The organism is Haloglycomyces albus DSM 45210 (assembly GCF_000527155.1).
Taxonomy (GTDB): Bacteria; Actinomycetota; Actinomycetes; order Mycobacteriales; family Micromonosporaceae; genus Haloglycomyces; species Haloglycomyces albus.
In genome coordinates, this window is sequence record NZ_AZUQ01000001.1 from 2822250 (window position 1) to 2839370 (window position 17121).

The window sequence follows — 17121 nt, forward strand, 5'->3', positions numbered from 1 at the left end:
CGTGATACGCATACTTGAACCCGTTTGGCTTCTGGCTCTGATCCCGGTGGCGGCGTTGGCGGCCGTCTACGTATGGGCCCAGTTCCGCCGCGACAGGACCGCGGTTCGATTCGCCAATACCCCCGTGCTGCAGAAACTGGTCACCGGGTCTCCGGGTTGGCGTCGCCATATTCCCGCGTCTCTGTTGATCGTGGCTTTGACGGTGCTGGCCACCGGATTGGCGAAGCCCGCGATCGACAAGCAGGAGGAGCAGGAACGAGCCACCATCATCCTGGCGATGGACGTGTCCCTGTCGATGAACGCCACAGACGTCGACCCCACCCGTATCGACGCGGCCAAGGACGCGGCGCTCAGTTTTGTAGAGGATTTGCCCGAACAGTACAACGTCGGTCTGGTTCAGTTCGCGGGTTTCGCATCGATCGTCGTTCCCCCGACTCAGGATCGAGCGCAGCTCGCGCGGTCGATCAACGGATTGAACCTTGCCGAGGCCACCGCGACGGGGGAGGCGGTGTTCTCCTCGCTCCAAGCGGTGCAGCAGGCGCCGGACGACGGGCAGAACACCTTGGCACCCGCGCATGTACTACTGCTGTCGGATGGATTCCTCACCACGGGGCGCAACCTGGAACAGGCGGCGTCCGCCGCAGAACAGGCGGGGGTCCCGGTGTCGACGGTGGCCTTCGGAACCGATCTGGGCACTGTGGAGATCAACGATCAGATGGTGGGTGTTCCGGTCGACCGCGAGGCTCTCGAAGGGCTGGCCGAAGCGACTCAAGGTAAGTCCTATGAGGCCGCCAGCGCGGAGGAACTGCGTGAGGTGTACGAGTCAATGGGCTCCTCCTTGGGGGAGAAAACCGTTCCCGAAGACATTTCGCGATGGTTCATCGCCGTCGCCATGCTTCTGCTCTTCACCGCGGGCGGCCTGTCGCTGTGGTGGTCTTCGCGTTTGACGTGATCCTGCTATGCGCGGCGTCCAGGGGCGTCGGAGGAATCTCGATCCACCCGGGCTTTGTGAGCGCGAGTCATGTGACATGGTCGGTAGAGGTGGACGGAAGGTGCCATGCCACCACAGTGGCACCACGTTTCACCGGCTGACATGAAACCGATACCATCGGGCGGGACCGAACGAAGGATTTTTAGGGAGATTCGACAATGTCGCGCACTGTATTGGTGACCGGAGGGAACCGCGGGATCGGCCTCGCCATCGCCCGGGCATTCGAAAAGAACGGCGACCGTGTCGCGGTGACACACCGTGGATCAGGTGCCCCCGAAGGCCTGTACGGCGTGCAGTGCGACATCACCGACTCCGATTCGGTCAATGCGGCCTTTGAACAGATCGAAGCCGATCTGGGTCCGGTCGAGGTGTTGGTTGCCAATGCCGGCGTCACCGACGACACTCTGCTCCTGCGCATGAGCGAGGAACAGTTCGAAAACGTGCTCAACACCAATCTCACCGGTGCCTGGCGGTGTGCCAAACGGGCGTCCTCGAAGATGTTGCGGGCCAAATTCGGACGCATGATCTTCATTTCCTCGGTCGTGGGCATGCTCGGAAACGCGGGTCAGACCAACTACGCCGCCTCCAAAGCCGGACTGGTCGGTCTGGCACGGTCGATCACCCGTGAACTCGGATCACGCAATATCACCGCCAACGTGATCGCCCCCGGATTCGTGGAAACCGATATGACCGCTGAACTCAGCGACGATCAGCGGAAGGCCTACCTCGATACGATTCCGGCCAAACGCCTCGCTCAGCCCGAGGAAATCGCCGCCACCGCGACATGGCTGTCCGGCAACGACGCCGGCTATATCAACGGAGCGATCATCCCCGTCGACGGCGGACTGGGGATGGGGCACTAATCCCCAACGTCCCAGGACGAACATCAAACCAAGACTCCACCATCGCGGTGTCGTCTGGAACTTTAGTGAGTAGAAAGCTGCAAGGATTATGGGAATTCTGGACGGAAAAACACTTCTCATCACCGGTGTCATCACCGAACAATCCCTCGGGTTCGGCGTGGCGAAATACGCACAGGAACAGGGAGCCAAGGTCATCCTGACCGGATACGGACGCCTCACACTCGTGAAGCGGATCGCTCAGAAGCTTCCCGAACCCGCGCCCGTCATCGAACTGGATGTCACCGACCCCGAGCATCTCGACAATCTCTCCACTGAACTGCGCGAACACACCGATCGCATCGATGGAGTCCTCCACGCGATCGCCTACGCGCCTGAAACGGCGTTGGGAGGCAACTTCCTGAACACGACGTGGGAAGACGTCGCCAAGGCGATGGAGGTGTCGACCTTCTCCTACAAATCCCTCGCCACCGCCGTACTACCCCTGATGACCGAAGGCGGATCGGTCGTCGGACTGGACTTCGACGCGACCAAGGCCTGGTCGGTATACGACTGGATGGGCGTCGCCAAAGCCGGACTCGAATCGGTCAACCGCTACCTGGCCCGCGACCTTGGACCCAAGGGAATCCGCGTTAACCTGGTGTCGGCAGGCCCGATGAAGACCATGGCGGCGAAATCCATTCCCGGATTCGAACAGTTCGAGGAGGAATGGAAGAACCGGTCGCCGCTGGAATGGGACCTGACCGACTCCGAACCGGTCGCCAAGGCCTGCGCGGTCCTGCTCTCCGACCTCCTTCCCGCCACGACCGGCGAAATGATCCACGTAGACGGCGGTTTCCACGCGATTGGAGCCTAACTGACATGCAGAATTACGACGCCATACTCCTACTGTCCTTCGGGGGCCCGGAAGGACCCGACGACGTTCTTCCCTTCCTCCGCAACGTCACACGCGGAAGAGGCATCCCCGACGAGCGGCTGGCGGAAGTCGCCGAACACTATCGGCACTTCAATGGCGTCTCGCCCCTCAACCAATGGTGTCGTGACCTGATACCCCGATTGCGCGACAGCCTGCGACGATTTGATATCCACCTCCCCGTTTACTGGGGCAACCGCAACTGGAATCCCATGCTGGTGGACACCGTCGCCCAAATGGCCAACGACGGAGTCCGCCACGCCCTGGCGATCGCCACCAGCGCCTACGGTTCGTACTCCTCCTGCCGGCAGTACCTCGACGACATATCCGCCGCCCGAGCGGCCGTGGGAGAGCGTGCGCCCCAGATCGACAAGGTACGGCACTTCTTCGACCACCCCGGGTTTATCGAAGGATATCTTCCCGGAATCGAAAAAGCCCTGAACTCGATCACCGTCGACGACACCACCCGACTCGTCTTCACCGCGCACTCCATACCACAGAGCATGGAGGAATACTCCGGGCCCGAAGGAGCACGCTACTCCGACCAGGTAACCGAAGCCGGTCAACTCGTCGTCGACGCTCTCGGGTGGAAAGGCCCCTGGGACGTGGTCTGGCAATCACGCTCCGGACCTCCGTCGGTGCCCTGGCTGGAACCCGACGTGAACGACCGACTGGAAGAACTCGACACCACCACCTCCGTGGTAGTTTGTCCCATCGGATTCCTCTCCGACCACATTGAGGTGCTCTGGGACCTGGACAACGAAGCAGCCGACACGGCGCGGCGAAAAGGCATCGAATACGCCCGTGCCGCCACCCCCGACATCGACGGTCCTCTGAGCGACACCCTCGCCGAACTGGCCGCCGAACGCATCCAGGGGGCGCCGCTACGCCGCCTTGGGAAACTACCTCTCTGGGACCCCCGCGAAGAAGGCTGTTGCCCAGCGCGGCAAGCCCCACCACGGCCAAAGACCGAATAGTCGCACCGGACGGGGAGCAGCCGATTCAGGTGGCCTAGACCGATAACGCTGCCGCACCCCGACTGTGCAAACCCATTCCAATAAGGGACACTATAGATGTGGAATGGGCAATAATTTGGATCATCGTAGCGGTGATTCTGGGACTAACCGAGTTGACCCTCGGCACATTCGTGCTGGCCATGATCGCAGTGGGAGCGGGCGCCGCCGCGCTCGCGGCGGGTTTGGGAGCGCCGGTCGCCGTTCAGGCCGCGGTGTTCGCCGGAGCTTCCATCGCCTCAATCTACGGTGTGCGGCCATTCCTACGCAAAGCGGTCAAAAGCGGATCTGACAGGCTTGCGCTCGGCCCCCGAGCCTACGAGGGAACCACCGTGACGGTGCTGGAAAAGGTGAATGCCGACGGCGGCATCGTCGAATTGGGAGGAGATCGATGGACCGCCTATCCATTGGAGCCCGAAGTCGCCTATGACGAGGGTGAACAGGTTACCGTCGTAGAAGTCAAGGGCGCAAGCGTCATCGTATGGAGAACCTAGAATGGACGAATTCATGAACGCAGCTGGAATCGTGGGGATCATCCTCGCGGTCTTTGTGGTGCTTGTACTGGTCAAAGCAGTGAAGATCGTTCCGCAACAGTGGAACTACGTTATCGAGCGGCTAGGTAAATACCGTCGTACGCTCGAGCCCGGGCCGCGCGTGCTGGTGCCCTTTATCGACAGTGTGCGCGCCAAGGTCGACCTGCGTGAGCGAGTGGTCAATTTTCCACCTCAACCGGTGATCACCGAGGACAACCTGATGGTGTCGATCGACACCGTGCTGTACTACGTCATCACCAACCCCACCGCCGCCGTCTACAACATTGACGACTATCTGTCCGGTGTGGAGCAGTTGACCACCACGACACTGCGTAACGTCGTCGGTGCCATGGATCTGGAAAAGACCTTGACCAGCCGAGAAGAGATCAACTCCCGACTGGCGGCCGAATTGGACAAAGCCACCGACAAGTGGGGCTTGAAAGTCACTCGCGTAGAACTGCGGGCCATCGACCCGCCGGCCTCGATCCGCGACGCGATGGAAAAGCAGATGCGTGCCGAACGTGATCGGCGTGCGGCCATCCTGACCGCCGAAGGTGTCAAAACCTCGGAGATTCTGCGTGCCGAAGGTGAACAGCAGTCCGCGGTACTCCGCGCCAAAGGTGAACGTGATTCCGAGGTCCTCAAGGCCGACGGTCAGGCCAAAGCGGTGCAGACGGTGTTCGCCGCCATTCACCAGTCGAAGCCGACCGACCGCCTGCTGGCCTACCAGTATCTGCAGACGCTGCCTCAGATCGCCTCCGGTGACGCCAACAAGATGTGGGTCATTCCCGCCGAGCTCACCAAGAGCCTGGGAGCCTTGGGCAACGCTCTAGGCGGGTACGGAGACTCCAAGACCAGTGACGAGGAAGTTGAGGTCGATCCGGCGGCCCTGAACAGTTTCGATGACACCGCCAAGGAGGCGCTGGAAGCCGCCAAACGCGCCGCCAGTCAAGTGGCCGAAGCGGAAAGCAGTAGTGAAAAGCGGAAGAAGGACAAATCCCGGGAACTTCCCGAGGAATAAGGTCATCCGTGAGGATTGTGGCCGGGGCCGACAGGTGCCCGGCCACAATCGCGTCCGGACCGCTCGGTTCTGGACCGGTGGGTAAGGCACACTTGAGCCGTGAATACGACGCCCGCAACGATCAACCATCCAGACGACAGCCGGTTGAACGACTACCGCAACCTCACCGATCTACAGTTGCGAACTCGGATCGAACAGCCCGAAGGTCTATTCATCGCCGAGGGGCACTTGGCCGTGAATCGAGCACATCGTGCGGGCTACCGGATGCGTTCGCTGCTGCTGGATCGCAAGAGGGTGGAACAGTACGGCCATCTGGCCACCGCACCGGACGGCTCTACCGCGCCACTGTACAGCGCGGCTCCCGACGTTCTGGAGAATGTGACGGGCTACGACGTACACCGCGGTGTCCTCGCTTCCTTCCACCGCAAGTCGCTGCCGTCGGTGGAGGACCTCCTCGCCGATTCCAAGCGTCTGATCGTGTTGGAGAACATCAATAATCACACTAATATCGGTGCGATTTTTCGGGTGGCCGCCGCGCTCGGCTACGATGCGGTGGCGCTGGCGCCCGATTGCGCCGACCCCCTGTATCGCCGCAGCGTGCGAGTCAGTATGGGGGAGGTCTTCTCGATACCGTACACCTACCTGGATCCGTGGCCGCAGGCATTGGCGAGCGTGCGGGAAGCGGGATTCTCGCTACTGGGAATGAGCCCTTCCGGTGGAGCCGTCGATATCCGAACCCTTGCTCCCGGTCTGAAAAGGAAGCCGGCCCTGCTGTTCGGCGCCGAAGGGCCCGGACTGACCGCCCATGCATTGACGGCTTGCGATCAGACCGTCTACATTCCCATGCACAATAACGTGGACTCTTTGAACGTGGCGGCCGCCAGTGCGGTGGCCGCCTGGGAGATCGTTCGCGACTTATTCCGAGACGTGCAATTGTTCGAACTCGGATTCACAGGGCGGGCCCCAGGTGTAACGCAGGTGCCCCTCGGAAAGGTTCATGTGTACGGCCATGGCCGTGCTGGACCAGAGTTCGGGTGGCTCCTCCTCGACCACGTGACGGCAGAGACTCAGCTCCGCGTTCTCATGGTCGCGGAGAGCCGATTCCACATCCTTCTCGTCCAAAGGGCCTGTGCCGAGGAGAGTCTCCATGCGTTCCTGACGCACAAAGGTGGACTGTCGACCGGAAGCGAGCCAACTTTGATCGACTCCGAGAGCTTCGGGGGACAGAAAGTGATTGGCGTGGATCAAAGGGTCGGATCCATTTTGGTGGGTCGTCACCGTTCCGTGCGGCGACGTTTCCACGTTGATGACACCTTCATCACGGGATCCGATCAGGAAGTTGGCCGAACAGCCGGGGCGGGGGAGCGACACGGTGGCGAGAGCTTCGGCGAGCGTGGTCGACGACAGAACCTTCCACGTGCGCATATGAACCGGCATCCCGGCAACCTGCCAGGTATCGTCGCTGGAACCCATACCCATCAAGCAGACCCCGATCCCGGCACTGTTCAGACCGATCTTCGGGCCGACAATGCCCGCCTCGGTGAAACCGAGTACATTGACACCACCTTCTCGGTAGCGGAGCCAACCGCCTTTGATCTGTGGAAACCAGTCCCAGTTCTGCGCGATACGGACCGCTCCGTCGGTGAACCCCGGGCTCGTGGCTCCGACGGAAGTGCATTCGCCCTTGACACTGGCGATGGTGGGGCGACCGAATTCGCTCCAAGTGGTGTACAGCAATTCGTACCGGGCGTTGGACATTGCCACGTCCTCGAGCTCCGTGCCCGAGCCACGGGACACGCCCTCCATCATGGCCAGGTAGTCGGGGTCGAAGTCTCCGCAGCGAGTGATGAAATCGCGGCTGCGCCGTTTGATCTCGGCGTCGCTGAGTCCGGCGACACGAATGCGGGAACGGTATTCTCGCGCGTTGGCGGCCACGTCCGCTCCGAAGACGTCGCCTTGGGTCAAACCACGTTCGTACGGAGAACCGGAAACCTCTATCACAGGAATCTGAGTCATGGTCATAACCTTCCCAGATGGTCGCCCGGAAACCAAACCGCTTTTCAGCCGCCGACCAAAGCGCGTTCGACCTGTGAATAATGCAGTGTCCACCACTTGATCAACCCGGTTTGACCGGGAAGTAGGTGGTCACAGGCCGAGTTATGCCGAAGGTAGTGCCATTCGATGATCCAGTTGTCGGTGAGTCGGTCCCACCACAGTTGATGCGCGGCCAGGGAAATCTCCGCCGCGCCGATGTCGAAGGCGGAGCGGTAGCCGGTCGCGAAGGATCGAATGCGATCCGTGTCAAGCCCCTGTTCGTTGCCGTAGGTGAAGTAAAACACCGCCGCACGGGTCATTTCGCGTGCGTAGGACGATACGGAGAGGCGATCCCAATCCAGTATCGCCGAGACGGCGTCGTCGCTGCCGTGTAGGACGTTATGGGGATGAAGGTCGCCGTGAATGTAGCCCAGGACCTGTGGAGACTGCTCCGGTGGACGACGATCTCCCAGTCGGACCAGAAGCCCGCGCTTGAGACGCAGGGTCTTTTCCGCCATAGTCTCGAAACCGGTGTTGTCACCGCGACCGGCGGCCATGAGTTCGAGAAGCCGGTCGACCTTGCGGAGCGCTTCCGCTGTGGTCATGGGGGAGTCGAAGGTGGCCGGACGATCCGCTGGAATGGAACCGTGCAAGGTGCGATGCAGGCGTCCGATGACATTACCCAGCTGTTGACAGGCCGCCGGGGACATGGCCAGTCCCGAACGGTGTTTCCCGGCCACCCAAGGGAAGACTCCGAACTCCTCACCGCCGACGAAGATGGTGGAAGTGCCTCCGCGAGAGGGCACCGGTTGCACGACCGGGACGCCGGAGTTCCACATCGCATGCAGAACCCGAAATTGAAACTGGAGTTCATCCCCTTTCACGTCACGGAACATCTTCAAGAGGTACGGGCCTGAAGCGGTGTCAACGCGCCAACTGCGGTTCATCAGGCCGGTCTGAACCCGCTTCATTTGCATGATCGGCCCTAGCTCCCAATGAGCCAGTGCGGCATCGGGAAGTCCAGGTGCGGCAACTGTCATGCATACAAGCCTAACCATTCTCCGCACGTGGTGCACGTCGCGTTCGAGGGAGACCCCCGGATCCGAGCGAGGAATGAATCCTGTATAGTTTCTTCTCGTTGGAGGGAAACGGCGCGAAGCCGGTAAAACTCCCAAACAACCACATATCCCCGCATTATGCGGGACCAACGCACGGGTGTTACGATGGTTAAGGCCCGGAGTTGATGCGCGGGTGGCGGAATGGCAGACGCGCTAGCTTGAGGTGCTAGTGTCCTATTACTGGACGTGAGGGTTCAAGTCCCTCTCCGCGCACGAAAACGAGTTCGGCGCCTACCGGTTTTCCGGTAGGCGCCGAACTCATATCTCCTGCCTTATCCCGTGTGACGGTCACACATCAAAATTCCGACGGCCAACCGCGGTCATGGACTCCCCGAAGTTTCGCGGTCGCGATACGCCGCCGGAAGTCACTGGACACTGTAGATAAGGCGATGTCATTCAGGTCGGCGATGAAACGGATATGACGTCCCTGATTCGCTTCATGAACGAAGTCCCGTAGTGCCGAACTACGGTCCGTCCAGAAGCTGACGTCGCCGACGATATACAGACGAATCCGATAGTTGACGAACTTCTGCGTGATCTCTCCGGCCAGACCGGTCTCGAGGGAAAAGAACGTCTCATCGAAGCGTTGACAGGGAACGGCCACCGCATCGGCGCAATCGAAGGCCTCTCCGATGAGGTCCAGGGCGTGCTGCGTCGATGAGACGGCCGGGCCGTTTTCGTCGCATACCAGGATCGGCGATCCGCCGCGCTCGATGATCGTTCGGCTCATTTCTGCCTTTCGTATAAGTGAAATCTTCTACCGAAGACCGGTTTTGAAGTCGATCTGGGAAGGTTCGCAGACAACGCGTGCGTTCAGCAAGTGAATTATCGATATCGGACCGGTCGACTCGCGGAAAACCGTGCCGTAGGGGCTGCTTGTGGCCCTAGAATGCACAGCTATGGCAAGAAAATTGAGAATCAGAAAGTCCCTGGTCGCGATCGCCGGTCTGGGATTGACCCTGTCGATCCTCGGAGCTTGCGGGGACGGTGATGGTGACGACGGTGGCGGTCCGTATGGGACCTCAGACGACGAAGGCGCTACTTCGCCCGAGAATTCACCCGAGACGAGCCCCGACGCCGGCGGGGACGGTATGGCCGAGTTGCAGGTGCACTCGAGCGATGTGGGTGACATCCTGACCGACGCCGACGGAATGGTGCTGTACCTGTTCACTCAGGACTCCGACGGAACGTCAACCTGCTATGACGAATGCGCCGAAAACTGGCCGCCCATGATCGTCGAGGAAACTCCGGAGGTCGGTGAGGGAATCGATGAGTCGTTGCTCGGCATCACCGAACGAGACGACGGATCTCAGCAGGTTACGTACAACGACCATCCTCTGTACTACTGGCAGGGTGATGAATCCGCGGGGGACATGAACGGCCAGGGCGTCAACAGTGTCTGGTACGTACTCGATCCGGATGGCGAAGCGGTCGAGGAGACGACCGGATAGGGGAGTCGCTACCAACGCTCGCGGATGCTCCTTTCGGTGCGGCCGAGAGGAGCATATTCTGAATTAGCACATACGTTCTGTCAATACGCTGTGACCGTGTTCTCGATACATATGCAGTGCGATCTCTGAATGTCATTGCTGCCTGAGGGCCTTCCAACGGTCCTGGTAACCCTCTTTTGTCAAGTCCTGGTTGGATTCTTGGGAATATTAGGGACTTATATACAACACTTCGCAAAGTAGTGTTAACAAGACAAACAGTATTTTCCCGGTACGATCAGGGCATGATCAAACAGATCACGAAAACAGTTACCGCATTGTCCATCACAATTATGGCGGTCCTGGCCGTTGGGAACTCCGCTGCTGCTTCGCCCACCGACGAAGAAGCGTTCGGCCTTATGTTGCTGGAGGTCGTCAAGAACGACGGCACCGTTGTCAGCGCGGTGCTGGACTGCCCGCCGGAGCTCAGTGCTTCGGGCCACCCCGAGGCGGAAGCGTCTTGTTCGCAGCTGATCGGTGCCAACGGCTACGTCAGTGACATCGAGCCTGCCTCCGATACGGCCTGTACTATGCATCTGGAGCCGACCACGGTTCGCATGACCGGCATCTGGAACGGAGAGTTCCGCCAGTACGAGGAAACGCATTCGAATCCGTGTGTGGCAATCACCACGACTGGAGGAAACCTCTTCAGTTTCATCAATTAGGACAGATCACAAAGGACCATATAAAGTGTAGGGACGGCGGTGTTCACCCGTCGTCCCCTTTTTTGTTACTCCTTGTGCTGGAGGAAAACATCTGGTTTACACGGCATGACGTGAGTATGAGCCCAGCGTAATGTGGGTGGTCTGGTCGCAGGTGTCCAACAGCGACAAGGTAATCTTGGAGCTGGAACTGTTGGTAGGAATCTACTTTGGTGAGGAGACGCCCATGGCGACTGCCGCAGAATGCCGTGACATTCTCGAAAAGATGGTGGGGTCTGCGAGTAAGAAAGCGGACAAGTACGAAGGTCTGAAAGACTTTAAGCGGAACATGGTCTGCGACATCACCGACCTTGGAGTCCAATTCCGTGGCACCATCGATGATGGAAAATTCAGCGATCTCTCCGAAGGCGACGACCCGGACGCCGAGGTTCGTCTGACGATCGCCTCCGACGACCTGGTCAAGGTGAAGGCCAAGGAGCTAAGCCCGGCCAAAGCGTTTTTGACCGGCAAGGTCAAGATCAAGGCCAGCGTCTCTGACCTCAACAAGATGCGTAAAGCCCTCAAGGTCGATTAAGCTCAGCTGAGCTGAACCGGTCCGGTGAGCCCGCCGGGCCGGAATGGTCCCCCTGAACTGCCGTTTCGATGTAGATCCCCCAAAGTGTCAGTGGGCTGCCATACACTGATGGGAAAAATCTCATGTGAAAGGCAGCATATAATGGCATATCTGGCCGCAATCGGCACCCGTAAAGGGCTATTCCTCGCTACCAGCGATGATCGGCGTTCCTGGTCGGTGGAAGGACCGATCAATGTCGATCCCGACGGTTTCACCGACGCGTCGGAATTCTACTCCATAGGTATCGATCCCCGTACCAATCGGATCATGGTGGGAGCGTCGAGCCCTCACTTCGGGACGAGTCTGTGGAGTTCGGACGACCTCGGGCGAACCTGGCGGGAACCGCAACAGGCACCCATCGCGTTCCCACAGGATCTTCCGTATCGACCCTTGGACTTCAGCGATAACCCCGGGGTGGACCAGCCCGATTCCGACAAGAAGAACACCCTGGCACGGGTCTGGCAGTTGGTCTTCGGAGATCAGCCGGGACGAGTATACGCCGGGGTGGAGCCCTCGGCGCTCTTCATCTCCGACGACGGGGGTGAGACCTTTGAATTCAACCGCTCGCTGTGGAACGTCCCCGAGCACGTCACGTGGGGTCCCGGTGCCGGCGGTGCCGCCGTGCATACGATCGTCCCCGGCGAGGGCGACCAGCTGACGGTCGGAGTCTCCACGGGCGGAATCTATCAGTCCGATGACGGGGGCCGGTCGTGGACGAACGTGTCGAAGGGTATCTCGACCGACTATCTCCCCGAAGAGTATCCCGATTCGGGGCAGTGCATTCACAAGGTAGTCCGAGACACTTCCGGCGGGTACTTCGTGCAAAGCCATGGCCCGGTGTTCTACAGCAATGATCCGGAATCGGGGTGGAAGGAAGTGTCCGACGGTCTTCCTTCTCGATTCGGATTCTCGGTCGTCGCGCACCCCAGCCAAGAGAAGACCGCAGTGGTTTTCCCGGTGGAGGCCAGCCTGCATCGGTTCCCGCCGCAGAATAAACTGCAGGCGTGGCGTACTGAGGACGCGGGGCAGACCTGGAGTGAATGGAGTTCCGGTTTGCCGAGCGAAGCCTATTGCGGCCAGGTCCTGCGCGATGGGGCCAGTGTGGACAACGGTGACGTTCCCGCCTTCTACTTCGGGACCCGGTGTGGTGACGTCTACGCGGCGATCGACGGTCAGGATTGGGTTCCGGTGGCTCAACACCTACCCGACGTGCTGTGCGTCCGAGCCGTCGAGGTGTCCTAATGCCGGTGACGATATTGATTCCGTCTGCTTTGCGTAGTGAAACCGGCGGAGAGGCGCGTTTGAAGCTCACGGTGGAAGGACCGGTGAGTTTGCGTGACGTTCTGGACGCGGTGGCGGTGAGCCACCCTCGCTTGGAACGCCGTCTGCGGGACGAGTCCGGGCTTCTACGTCGTTTCGTCAACTTCTACGTGGGTGATGAGGAGTGCCGTGCCCTTGACGGGCAAGACACTCAGGTTGCCGAGGGGCAGGATGTTCAGATCCTGCCTTCGGTGGCTGGAGGATAACGTCGTGGGACGGTTGCCTCCCGATATGTGACAGTGACTCGGATACCGCTAGGTCGAATGCGACACTGCGGAGGGTGGTGGGAGATAATAGGGCCATTCGATCATATGTGAGGAGTGCTCAGGTGTTCGATTGGTCAACCATCAAAGCTGTATCCTTCGATGGCGACGAGACCTTGTGGAACTTCCAGACCGCCATGCGGGAAGCTCTACAGAAGGCCGTCGACACGATGCGGTCGGAAGGGCTGCGGCGGCCTGACGGCGATGTCTCGGTCGAATGGCTGATCGAGGTGCGTGAGCGACTGGCCGCCCTCCCCAAATACGGGCGGACGACAATGGAGGGGATTCGGCGCGCGGCCTTCCGAGAAGCGGTGGCACAGTGCGGAGGTGACATTGAGTCGGCCGATCGTCTGTGTGACCGCTACTTTGACGACCGACTCAGTGGCCAGCGCCTGTACGACCGCACCATTGAAACCTTGGAATCATTGGCGCACAACTATTCTTTGGCGTTGGTAACAAACGGCAATACCCGCCCCGAAAGCATGGGATTGGGGGAGCGTTTCGACGTCGTAGTCACTGCCGCCGAGTCGGGTTTTGTGAAACCCGACAGTCGAATTTTCGGGGTCGCCATCGAGCGTTTGGATGTTGCGCCGGAGAATTGCGTTCACATCGGCGATCATCCGGTGGAGGACGTCGCGGCGGCTCAGAACGCGGGATTGCGGACGATCTGGTTGAATCGTTCTGGTGGGGAAAGCGACGTGAACATTAAACCCGACGCGGAGATCGGGCGGCTGCCCGACCTCCTCAGTCTCTAACTATGCGGTAAAGGGATCGAGTGATGTCCAGAAACGGTCGACGGCGGCCATGTCACCGACGACGTCGACCGATTCGGTGGAAACGCGCTTCCACAGCCACAGCATGAGATCCGACGGGTCGGCCGAAACGATCGCGTCCGTATCGTCGGAGACGTCGTTTTCGACGTCGATGCCGTCCGGGGCTATGGCGAGCGTCCATGACCGCTGGGGCGCCTTGAGGCCGATACGAAGCCCCTGAAGAGCTTCGAGTATGTCACGTACCTCTTCATTTCCGTCCACGCTGTACCAGGCGAGCATGACGGTGACGAACTCATCGATGCCCTCGAGCGCCAAGTCCTCGTTGTTCACCTTAGGTGAGCCGCCGTCGATCAGCTCCGCGTCGATGCGATGGACCACGGTTTCGAGAGCCATACGACGGATCCAGAAGCCTACCGTTTGATCCGGTCCGTGCCAGGTCCACGTTCGGTCACCGGGTTGCCCTACATTCAGAGTGGCGGATAGATCGGCTACTGCGGCATCGAATCCCGTCGCCGTGTCTTTCCCAATGCGTTCCGGCGGAGGCCAATCGGGGGCCGCATTCGCCTTCATTCCGTTGGTGACGCCGTCGTAGACCTGAGTGCAGTGGTGGAGTAGTTGAGCTCCATTCCAGTCGGGGCAGGTTGGTACCCGGCCGTCAAGATTGGCAGCGGCCGCCTGGCGCAGAAGTCGGGCCTCGGCGAGAAATTCGTTGTGCATATCGGAGAAATCCATACTGCAACAATATCGACGACCGCTGACATGAAGTTCTCAATTACCCGTTCACTTGATGAACCAGGGGCAGATAATCTTGGAACGCCTTTTCGATTTGCTGTGGCTCGAGTCCGTAGCGGAAAATGTCGTATTCATGTCGGCGGTCGCGGATCGGACGGTCGGTGAGCCGATCAAGTTTGTTGGAATCCTCCCGAGTCCAATTCGCTCCGAGCTTGCGGTACAGCTCGGGGACGTAGTTCTGGGGGTCGGACACGAGTTGGTGGTATCCGACGTCGATAATGCCTCCACGTGGGGCGTTGGGACGATGACGACGTCCTTCGTTGACCGACTCACTGAGGACGTCCAACCACATTCGTCCAATATGGTGGCGATCGATATCCTTGACGTGCAATCCGCCGAGCGTTTCCACCAGGCTGCAGAACGATCCCATGACCGTCATGGGATCGCGGTGGGTCCACACGATCGTCGCATCGGGGAAGGTGCGGAAAATGACGTCCAGATCGGCGACGTGACCGGGGTATTTGAGAATCCATCGCTGTGGTTGGCGACCATGTTGGAGGACTTGCAGGGCTTCTTTGAGGTACTGGTAGTCCTCGGTGAGGTCACGTTGAGTCAGCCATTCCCGGTAGTCTTCCATGAGGGCGCAACTGAGGTGGAAATAGGTGTGCGGCAGTAGCGCGAGTGACTCCTCCGGCTGGTCGATGCGGACGGGGTGGATGATGTCGAATGCCGGGGAGAATTTGAAGGTGGCGTCGAGCTGCCGCTGGATGCTTTTGATACGTCGATGTCTCTCGACCTCGTCCAGGTCGAGGCTGGTGTATTGCAGTTCCCACAGCAGCGGACCACGATGGCCGTCACTGCGTGCCAGTATTTTGTGCGTCAAGCTGGTGGCGGTTCTTGGGAGGCCGACGACGAATACGGGACGCTCAATGACCTCGTCGCGAATGGCGGGATTGTCGCGATGCAACTGGCGCACCCGTAGCCGGTTTTCCAAGCGGCTGACGGCTCCGTCGAGCTGGCCTTTCCAACCGATGGGCGTCAATCCGGGTGTGGAGGCGAAGCAGCGGAGTAGGAAATCGAAGTCGTCGACGAACGCCTGATCGTCGTCAATGCTGTATCCGGTGGACTCCACCAGTTTATCAACGGACTCGTACCAGGCACGAGAAGCTTTGTCAGGATCTTGGCGTGCTTTGGTGAAGGGTGAGAGTACTGTATTGAGGAACTTGGCGGTATTGGTAATCCTGCGCATCGAAATGTATCTTTCATGCTTGTCGGGCACCGATAATGAGTACAATGCAGTACAGGGTACTTGACCTTGTGGCACCCCAGGGAAATGAGTGGGCATCACGATCGTGGTTCGTGTGCGACTAGAAATCCCCGCTGTCGAATCGGGCAGAACGTAACTCTCGTATCGTGAACCGCCAAAGGTTAATACGTAAACGTGATGTCCGCTTGAAGCGCAGGGACGACATTCGAGGCGTATTTCAGCAGTGTTCGGCCTCCACACCACACTTTTAATGGTCGAGCAGCGAGTATAGAGATAGCCCTGTTTCCCGAAGGTCTCAACCACCAAGCCGCTCCCAGGGACAATCGCAACTTGCGAGCCGCACGTGCTTCAGCACGATGCGGTGGTAGAGATGCCTGTATTTCATCAAGACGAGCCTGACCACCACACAAGTCTGTTACGTAACTGGCGAGCCGCTAACAGCGCGCGCAGCGCGTGTGCAGCGGCGGTAGAGCTGGAGGGGAGCTCAGGTTGTTCCAGGTGCTGCAGATTTGCGCGAGGAGGATTCGTTGCGACCTTCAGGTCGTGAGAATCCCCCGCAGCGTAAATATGGAGTGCCTGGGGCAAGCTGAGCGGTCACCCACCAACCAAAAAAAGAGTCGGCGGGATCGCCGCCGACTCACACAACAGGACAGAGAAAACAATCGCGCCGTTCAAGCGATATCATCCCCTCTTATATCTATTGTGACGAATGATGCAAGGTTTTGGTTCCGGTCGGCGGGGGTGATAACGTTCTATTCACACGACAGGGGAGCCCTACGGCTGAGAGTGTGAATTACATTCACAGACCCTCACTACCTGAACCGGATGATGCCGGCGGAGGGAGTCGGAGGTCTCGTCTGTGCTGCTTGCCCAAGTAGAAAGGCACAGAAATGACTGACCCTACTTCGCATTCCAAATCTGATAAACCGCAGGGCTTTGCCCCTCTGCGGTGGCGCATGGTGGACATCATCACCTGCGCCGTCCTCGCAGTCGCCTTCGGTGTGGTTTTCTGGGCCTGGAACCTGATGTGGGCCTTTTCCACTCCGGCATTGGAAGCCGTTTACCCGCCCCTGAAGGGAATCCTCTACGGTGTCTGGTTGATTCCGGCGGTCCTGGCACCATTGATCGTTCGGAAAGCCGGTGCCTCGGTCTTCACCGAAGGTCTCGCTGCCAGCGTGAGCCTCTTGATGGGGTCCCAATGGGGTGTGTTGGTGGCCGTCCAAGGTGTCGTGCAGGGTCTGGGCGGTGAACTGGCTTTTGCCGGCGGCCGCTACCGTCATTACAATCGTGGCATCGCGATTCTGGCCGGTGCCTTGGCCGCGACCACCGCTACGATCTGGGACGTATTCGCTTACTACAGTGCCACCGGACTCTGGACCTTCCAGGTTCCATTCGTCCTCATCTCGGCGACCTCGGGTGCCATCGTCGCCGGTCTGGGATCGTGGTACCTGATGCGCGCGCTCTTGCCTACCGGGGCTTTGAACTCACTGGCGGCGGGCGCCGAACGGGAACGGATCTAGA

18 protein-coding genes, 1 tRNA gene, 1 pseudogene and 1 riboswitch are annotated in these 17121 nt (G+C 59.7%); of the genes and pseudogenes, 15 read left to right on the plus strand and 5 right to left on the minus strand.

Features of this window, described 5'->3' with window-relative positions; genetic code table 11:
- Window position 1 precedes the first annotated feature (1 nt).
- From HALAL_RS0113045 to HALAL_RS19350, 7 genes and pseudogenes are all read left to right on the plus strand, one after another.
- Window positions 2-952, plus strand: a complete 951-nt coding sequence (locus HALAL_RS0113045) for a VWA domain-containing protein (RefSeq protein WP_025274424.1) — start codon at window positions 2-4, stop codon at window positions 950-952.
- Window positions 953-1149: 197 nt separating this feature from the next.
- Window positions 1150-1854 (plus strand): 3-oxoacyl-ACP reductase FabG, encoded by a 705-nt coding sequence (fabG, locus tag HALAL_RS0113050; protein WP_025274425.1) that lies wholly within the window; start codon window positions 1150-1152, stop codon window positions 1852-1854.
- Between the two features lie 85 nt (window positions 1855-1939).
- Complete coding sequence (gene fabI / locus HALAL_RS0113055) at window positions 1940-2707, plus strand: enoyl-ACP reductase FabI (RefSeq protein ID WP_025274426.1); 768 nt, start codon at window positions 1940-1942, stop codon at window positions 2705-2707.
- Window positions 2708-2712: 5 nt separating this feature from the next.
- Window positions 2713-3741, plus strand: a complete 1029-nt coding sequence (locus tag HALAL_RS0113060; protein WP_025274427.1) for a ferrochelatase — start codon at window positions 2713-2715, stop codon at window positions 3739-3741.
- Between the two features lie 98 nt (window positions 3742-3839).
- Complete coding sequence (locus HALAL_RS0113065; protein WP_025274428.1) at window positions 3840-4271, plus strand: NfeD family protein; 432 nt, start codon at window positions 3840-3842, stop codon at window positions 4269-4271.
- Window position 4272: 1 nt separating this feature from the next.
- A complete protein-coding gene (locus HALAL_RS0113070; RefSeq protein WP_025274429.1) occupies window positions 4273-5331 on the plus strand; it encodes an SPFH domain-containing protein in 1059 nt (352 codons plus the stop codon).
- Between the two features lie 99 nt (window positions 5332-5430).
- Window positions 5431-6246, plus strand: a pseudogene (locus tag HALAL_RS19350) (TrmH family RNA methyltransferase); the annotation flags it as partial.
- Here the strand turns inward: HALAL_RS19350 and HALAL_RS0113080 are convergent.
- Entirely contained in the window at window positions 6247-7347 is a 1101-nt protein-coding gene (locus HALAL_RS0113080) for a C45 family autoproteolytic acyltransferase/hydrolase (RefSeq protein ID WP_169732452.1), read from the minus strand.
- 44 nt (window positions 7348-7391) lie between these two features.
- On the minus strand, window positions 7392-8405 hold the full coding sequence (locus tag HALAL_RS0113085; protein ID WP_169732453.1) for a phosphotransferase enzyme family protein: 1014 nt from the start codon (window positions 8403-8405) through the stop codon (window positions 7392-7394).
- A 205-nt stretch (window positions 8406-8610) separates the two neighbouring features.
- Here HALAL_RS0113085 and HALAL_RS0113090 point away from each other — a divergent pair.
- Window positions 8611-8696, plus strand: a tRNA-Leu gene (locus HALAL_RS0113090).
- A gap of 82 nt (window positions 8697-8778) precedes the next feature.
- Here HALAL_RS0113090 and HALAL_RS0113095 read toward each other — a convergent pair.
- A complete protein-coding gene (locus HALAL_RS0113095) occupies window positions 8779-9213 on the minus strand; it encodes a DUF4180 domain-containing protein (protein ID WP_025274433.1) in 435 nt (144 codons plus the stop codon).
- Window positions 9214-9382: 169 nt separating this feature from the next.
- Here HALAL_RS0113095 and HALAL_RS0113100 point away from each other — a divergent pair, with 169 nt between their 5' ends.
- The 6 genes from HALAL_RS0113100 to HALAL_RS17780 all read left to right on the plus strand — a co-directional run bounded on the left by HALAL_RS0113100 (window position 9383) and on the right by HALAL_RS17780 (window position 13583).
- Window positions 9383-9934, plus strand: a complete 552-nt coding sequence (locus tag HALAL_RS0113100; RefSeq protein ID WP_025274434.1) for a COG4315 family predicted lipoprotein — start codon at window positions 9383-9385, stop codon at window positions 9932-9934.
- Between the two features lie 281 nt (window positions 9935-10215).
- On the plus strand, window positions 10216-10635 hold the full coding sequence (locus HALAL_RS17775; RefSeq protein WP_025274435.1) for an SSI family serine proteinase inhibitor: 420 nt from the start codon (window positions 10216-10218) through the stop codon (window positions 10633-10635).
- A 223-nt stretch (window positions 10636-10858) separates the two neighbouring features.
- Window positions 10859-11206, plus strand: a complete 348-nt coding sequence (locus tag HALAL_RS0113110) for an SCP2 sterol-binding domain-containing protein (protein WP_025274436.1) — start codon at window positions 10859-10861, stop codon at window positions 11204-11206.
- A gap of 141 nt (window positions 11207-11347) precedes the next feature.
- A complete protein-coding gene (locus tag HALAL_RS0113115) occupies window positions 11348-12487 on the plus strand; it encodes a WD40/YVTN/BNR-like repeat-containing protein (protein WP_025274437.1) in 1140 nt (379 codons plus the stop codon).
- A complete protein-coding gene (locus HALAL_RS0113120) occupies window positions 12487-12771 on the plus strand; it encodes a MoaD/ThiS family protein (protein ID WP_025274438.1) in 285 nt (94 codons plus the stop codon). Before HALAL_RS0113115 ends, HALAL_RS0113120 begins: the two co-directional genes overlap by 1 nt.
- Before the next feature lie 122 nt (window positions 12772-12893).
- Complete coding sequence (locus tag HALAL_RS17780; RefSeq protein WP_025274439.1) at window positions 12894-13583, plus strand: HAD family hydrolase; 690 nt, start codon at window positions 12894-12896, stop codon at window positions 13581-13583.
- Here the strand turns inward: HALAL_RS17780 and HALAL_RS17785 are convergent, their stop codons facing one another.
- Entirely contained in the window at window positions 13584-14333 is a 750-nt protein-coding gene (locus tag HALAL_RS17785; protein WP_025274440.1) for a maleylpyruvate isomerase N-terminal domain-containing protein, read from the minus strand.
- Window positions 14334-14373: 40 nt separating this feature from the next.
- Window positions 14374-15582, minus strand: coding sequence for a sulfotransferase family protein (locus tag HALAL_RS0113135; RefSeq protein WP_025274441.1), 1209 nt, complete (start codon window positions 15580-15582; stop codon window positions 14374-14376).
- A gap of 773 nt (window positions 15583-16355) precedes the next feature.
- A riboswitch (TPP riboswitch) is annotated at window positions 16356-16460 on the plus strand.
- A gap of 30 nt (window positions 16461-16490) precedes the next feature.
- Here HALAL_RS0113135 and HALAL_RS0113140 point away from each other — a divergent pair.
- The gene (locus HALAL_RS0113140) at window positions 16491-17120 is read left to right on the plus strand and encodes an ECF transporter S component (protein ID WP_025274442.1); all 630 of its coding nucleotides are present in this window, start codon (window positions 16491-16493) and stop codon (window positions 17118-17120) included.
- Window position 17121 lies beyond the last annotated feature (1 nt).

Coding starts and splice junctions, on each gene's coding strand:
- HALAL_RS0113085 (WP_169732453.1), bottom strand. CDS start 8,405: ATGACAGTTGCCGCACCTGGACTTCCCGATGCCGCACTGGCTCATTGG.
- HALAL_RS17785 (WP_025274440.1), bottom strand. CDS start 14,333: ATGGATTTCTCCGATATGCACAACGAATTTCTCGCCGAGGCCCGACTT.
- HALAL_RS0113080 (WP_169732452.1), bottom strand. CDS start 7,347: ATGACTCAGATTCCTGTGATAGAGGTTTCCGGTTCTCCGTACGAACGT.
- HALAL_RS0113140 (WP_025274442.1), top strand. CDS start 16,491: ATGACTGACCCTACTTCGCATTCCAAATCTGATAAACCGCAGGGCTTT.
- HALAL_RS0113135 (WP_025274441.1), bottom strand. CDS start 15,582: ATGCGCAGGATTACCAATACCGCCAAGTTCCTCAATACAGTACTCTCA.
- HALAL_RS17775 (WP_025274435.1), top strand. CDS start 10,216: ATGATCAAACAGATCACGAAAACAGTTACCGCATTGTCCATCACAATT.
- HALAL_RS0113095 (WP_025274433.1), bottom strand. CDS start 9,213: ATGAGCCGAACGATCATCGAGCGCGGCGGATCGCCGATCCTGGTATGC.
- fabG (WP_025274425.1), top strand. CDS start 1,150: ATGTCGCGCACTGTATTGGTGACCGGAGGGAACCGCGGGATCGGCCTC.
- HALAL_RS0113115 (WP_025274437.1), top strand. CDS start 11,348: ATGGCATATCTGGCCGCAATCGGCACCCGTAAAGGGCTATTCCTCGCT.
- HALAL_RS0113110 (WP_025274436.1), top strand. CDS start 10,859: ATGGCGACTGCCGCAGAATGCCGTGACATTCTCGAAAAGATGGTGGGG.
- HALAL_RS0113070 (WP_025274429.1), top strand. CDS start 4,273: ATGGACGAATTCATGAACGCAGCTGGAATCGTGGGGATCATCCTCGCG.
- HALAL_RS0113100 (WP_025274434.1), top strand. CDS start 9,383: ATGGCAAGAAAATTGAGAATCAGAAAGTCCCTGGTCGCGATCGCCGGT.
- HALAL_RS0113060 (WP_025274427.1), top strand. CDS start 2,713: ATGCAGAATTACGACGCCATACTCCTACTGTCCTTCGGGGGCCCGGAA.
- HALAL_RS0113120 (WP_025274438.1), top strand. CDS start 12,487: ATGCCGGTGACGATATTGATTCCGTCTGCTTTGCGTAGTGAAACCGGC.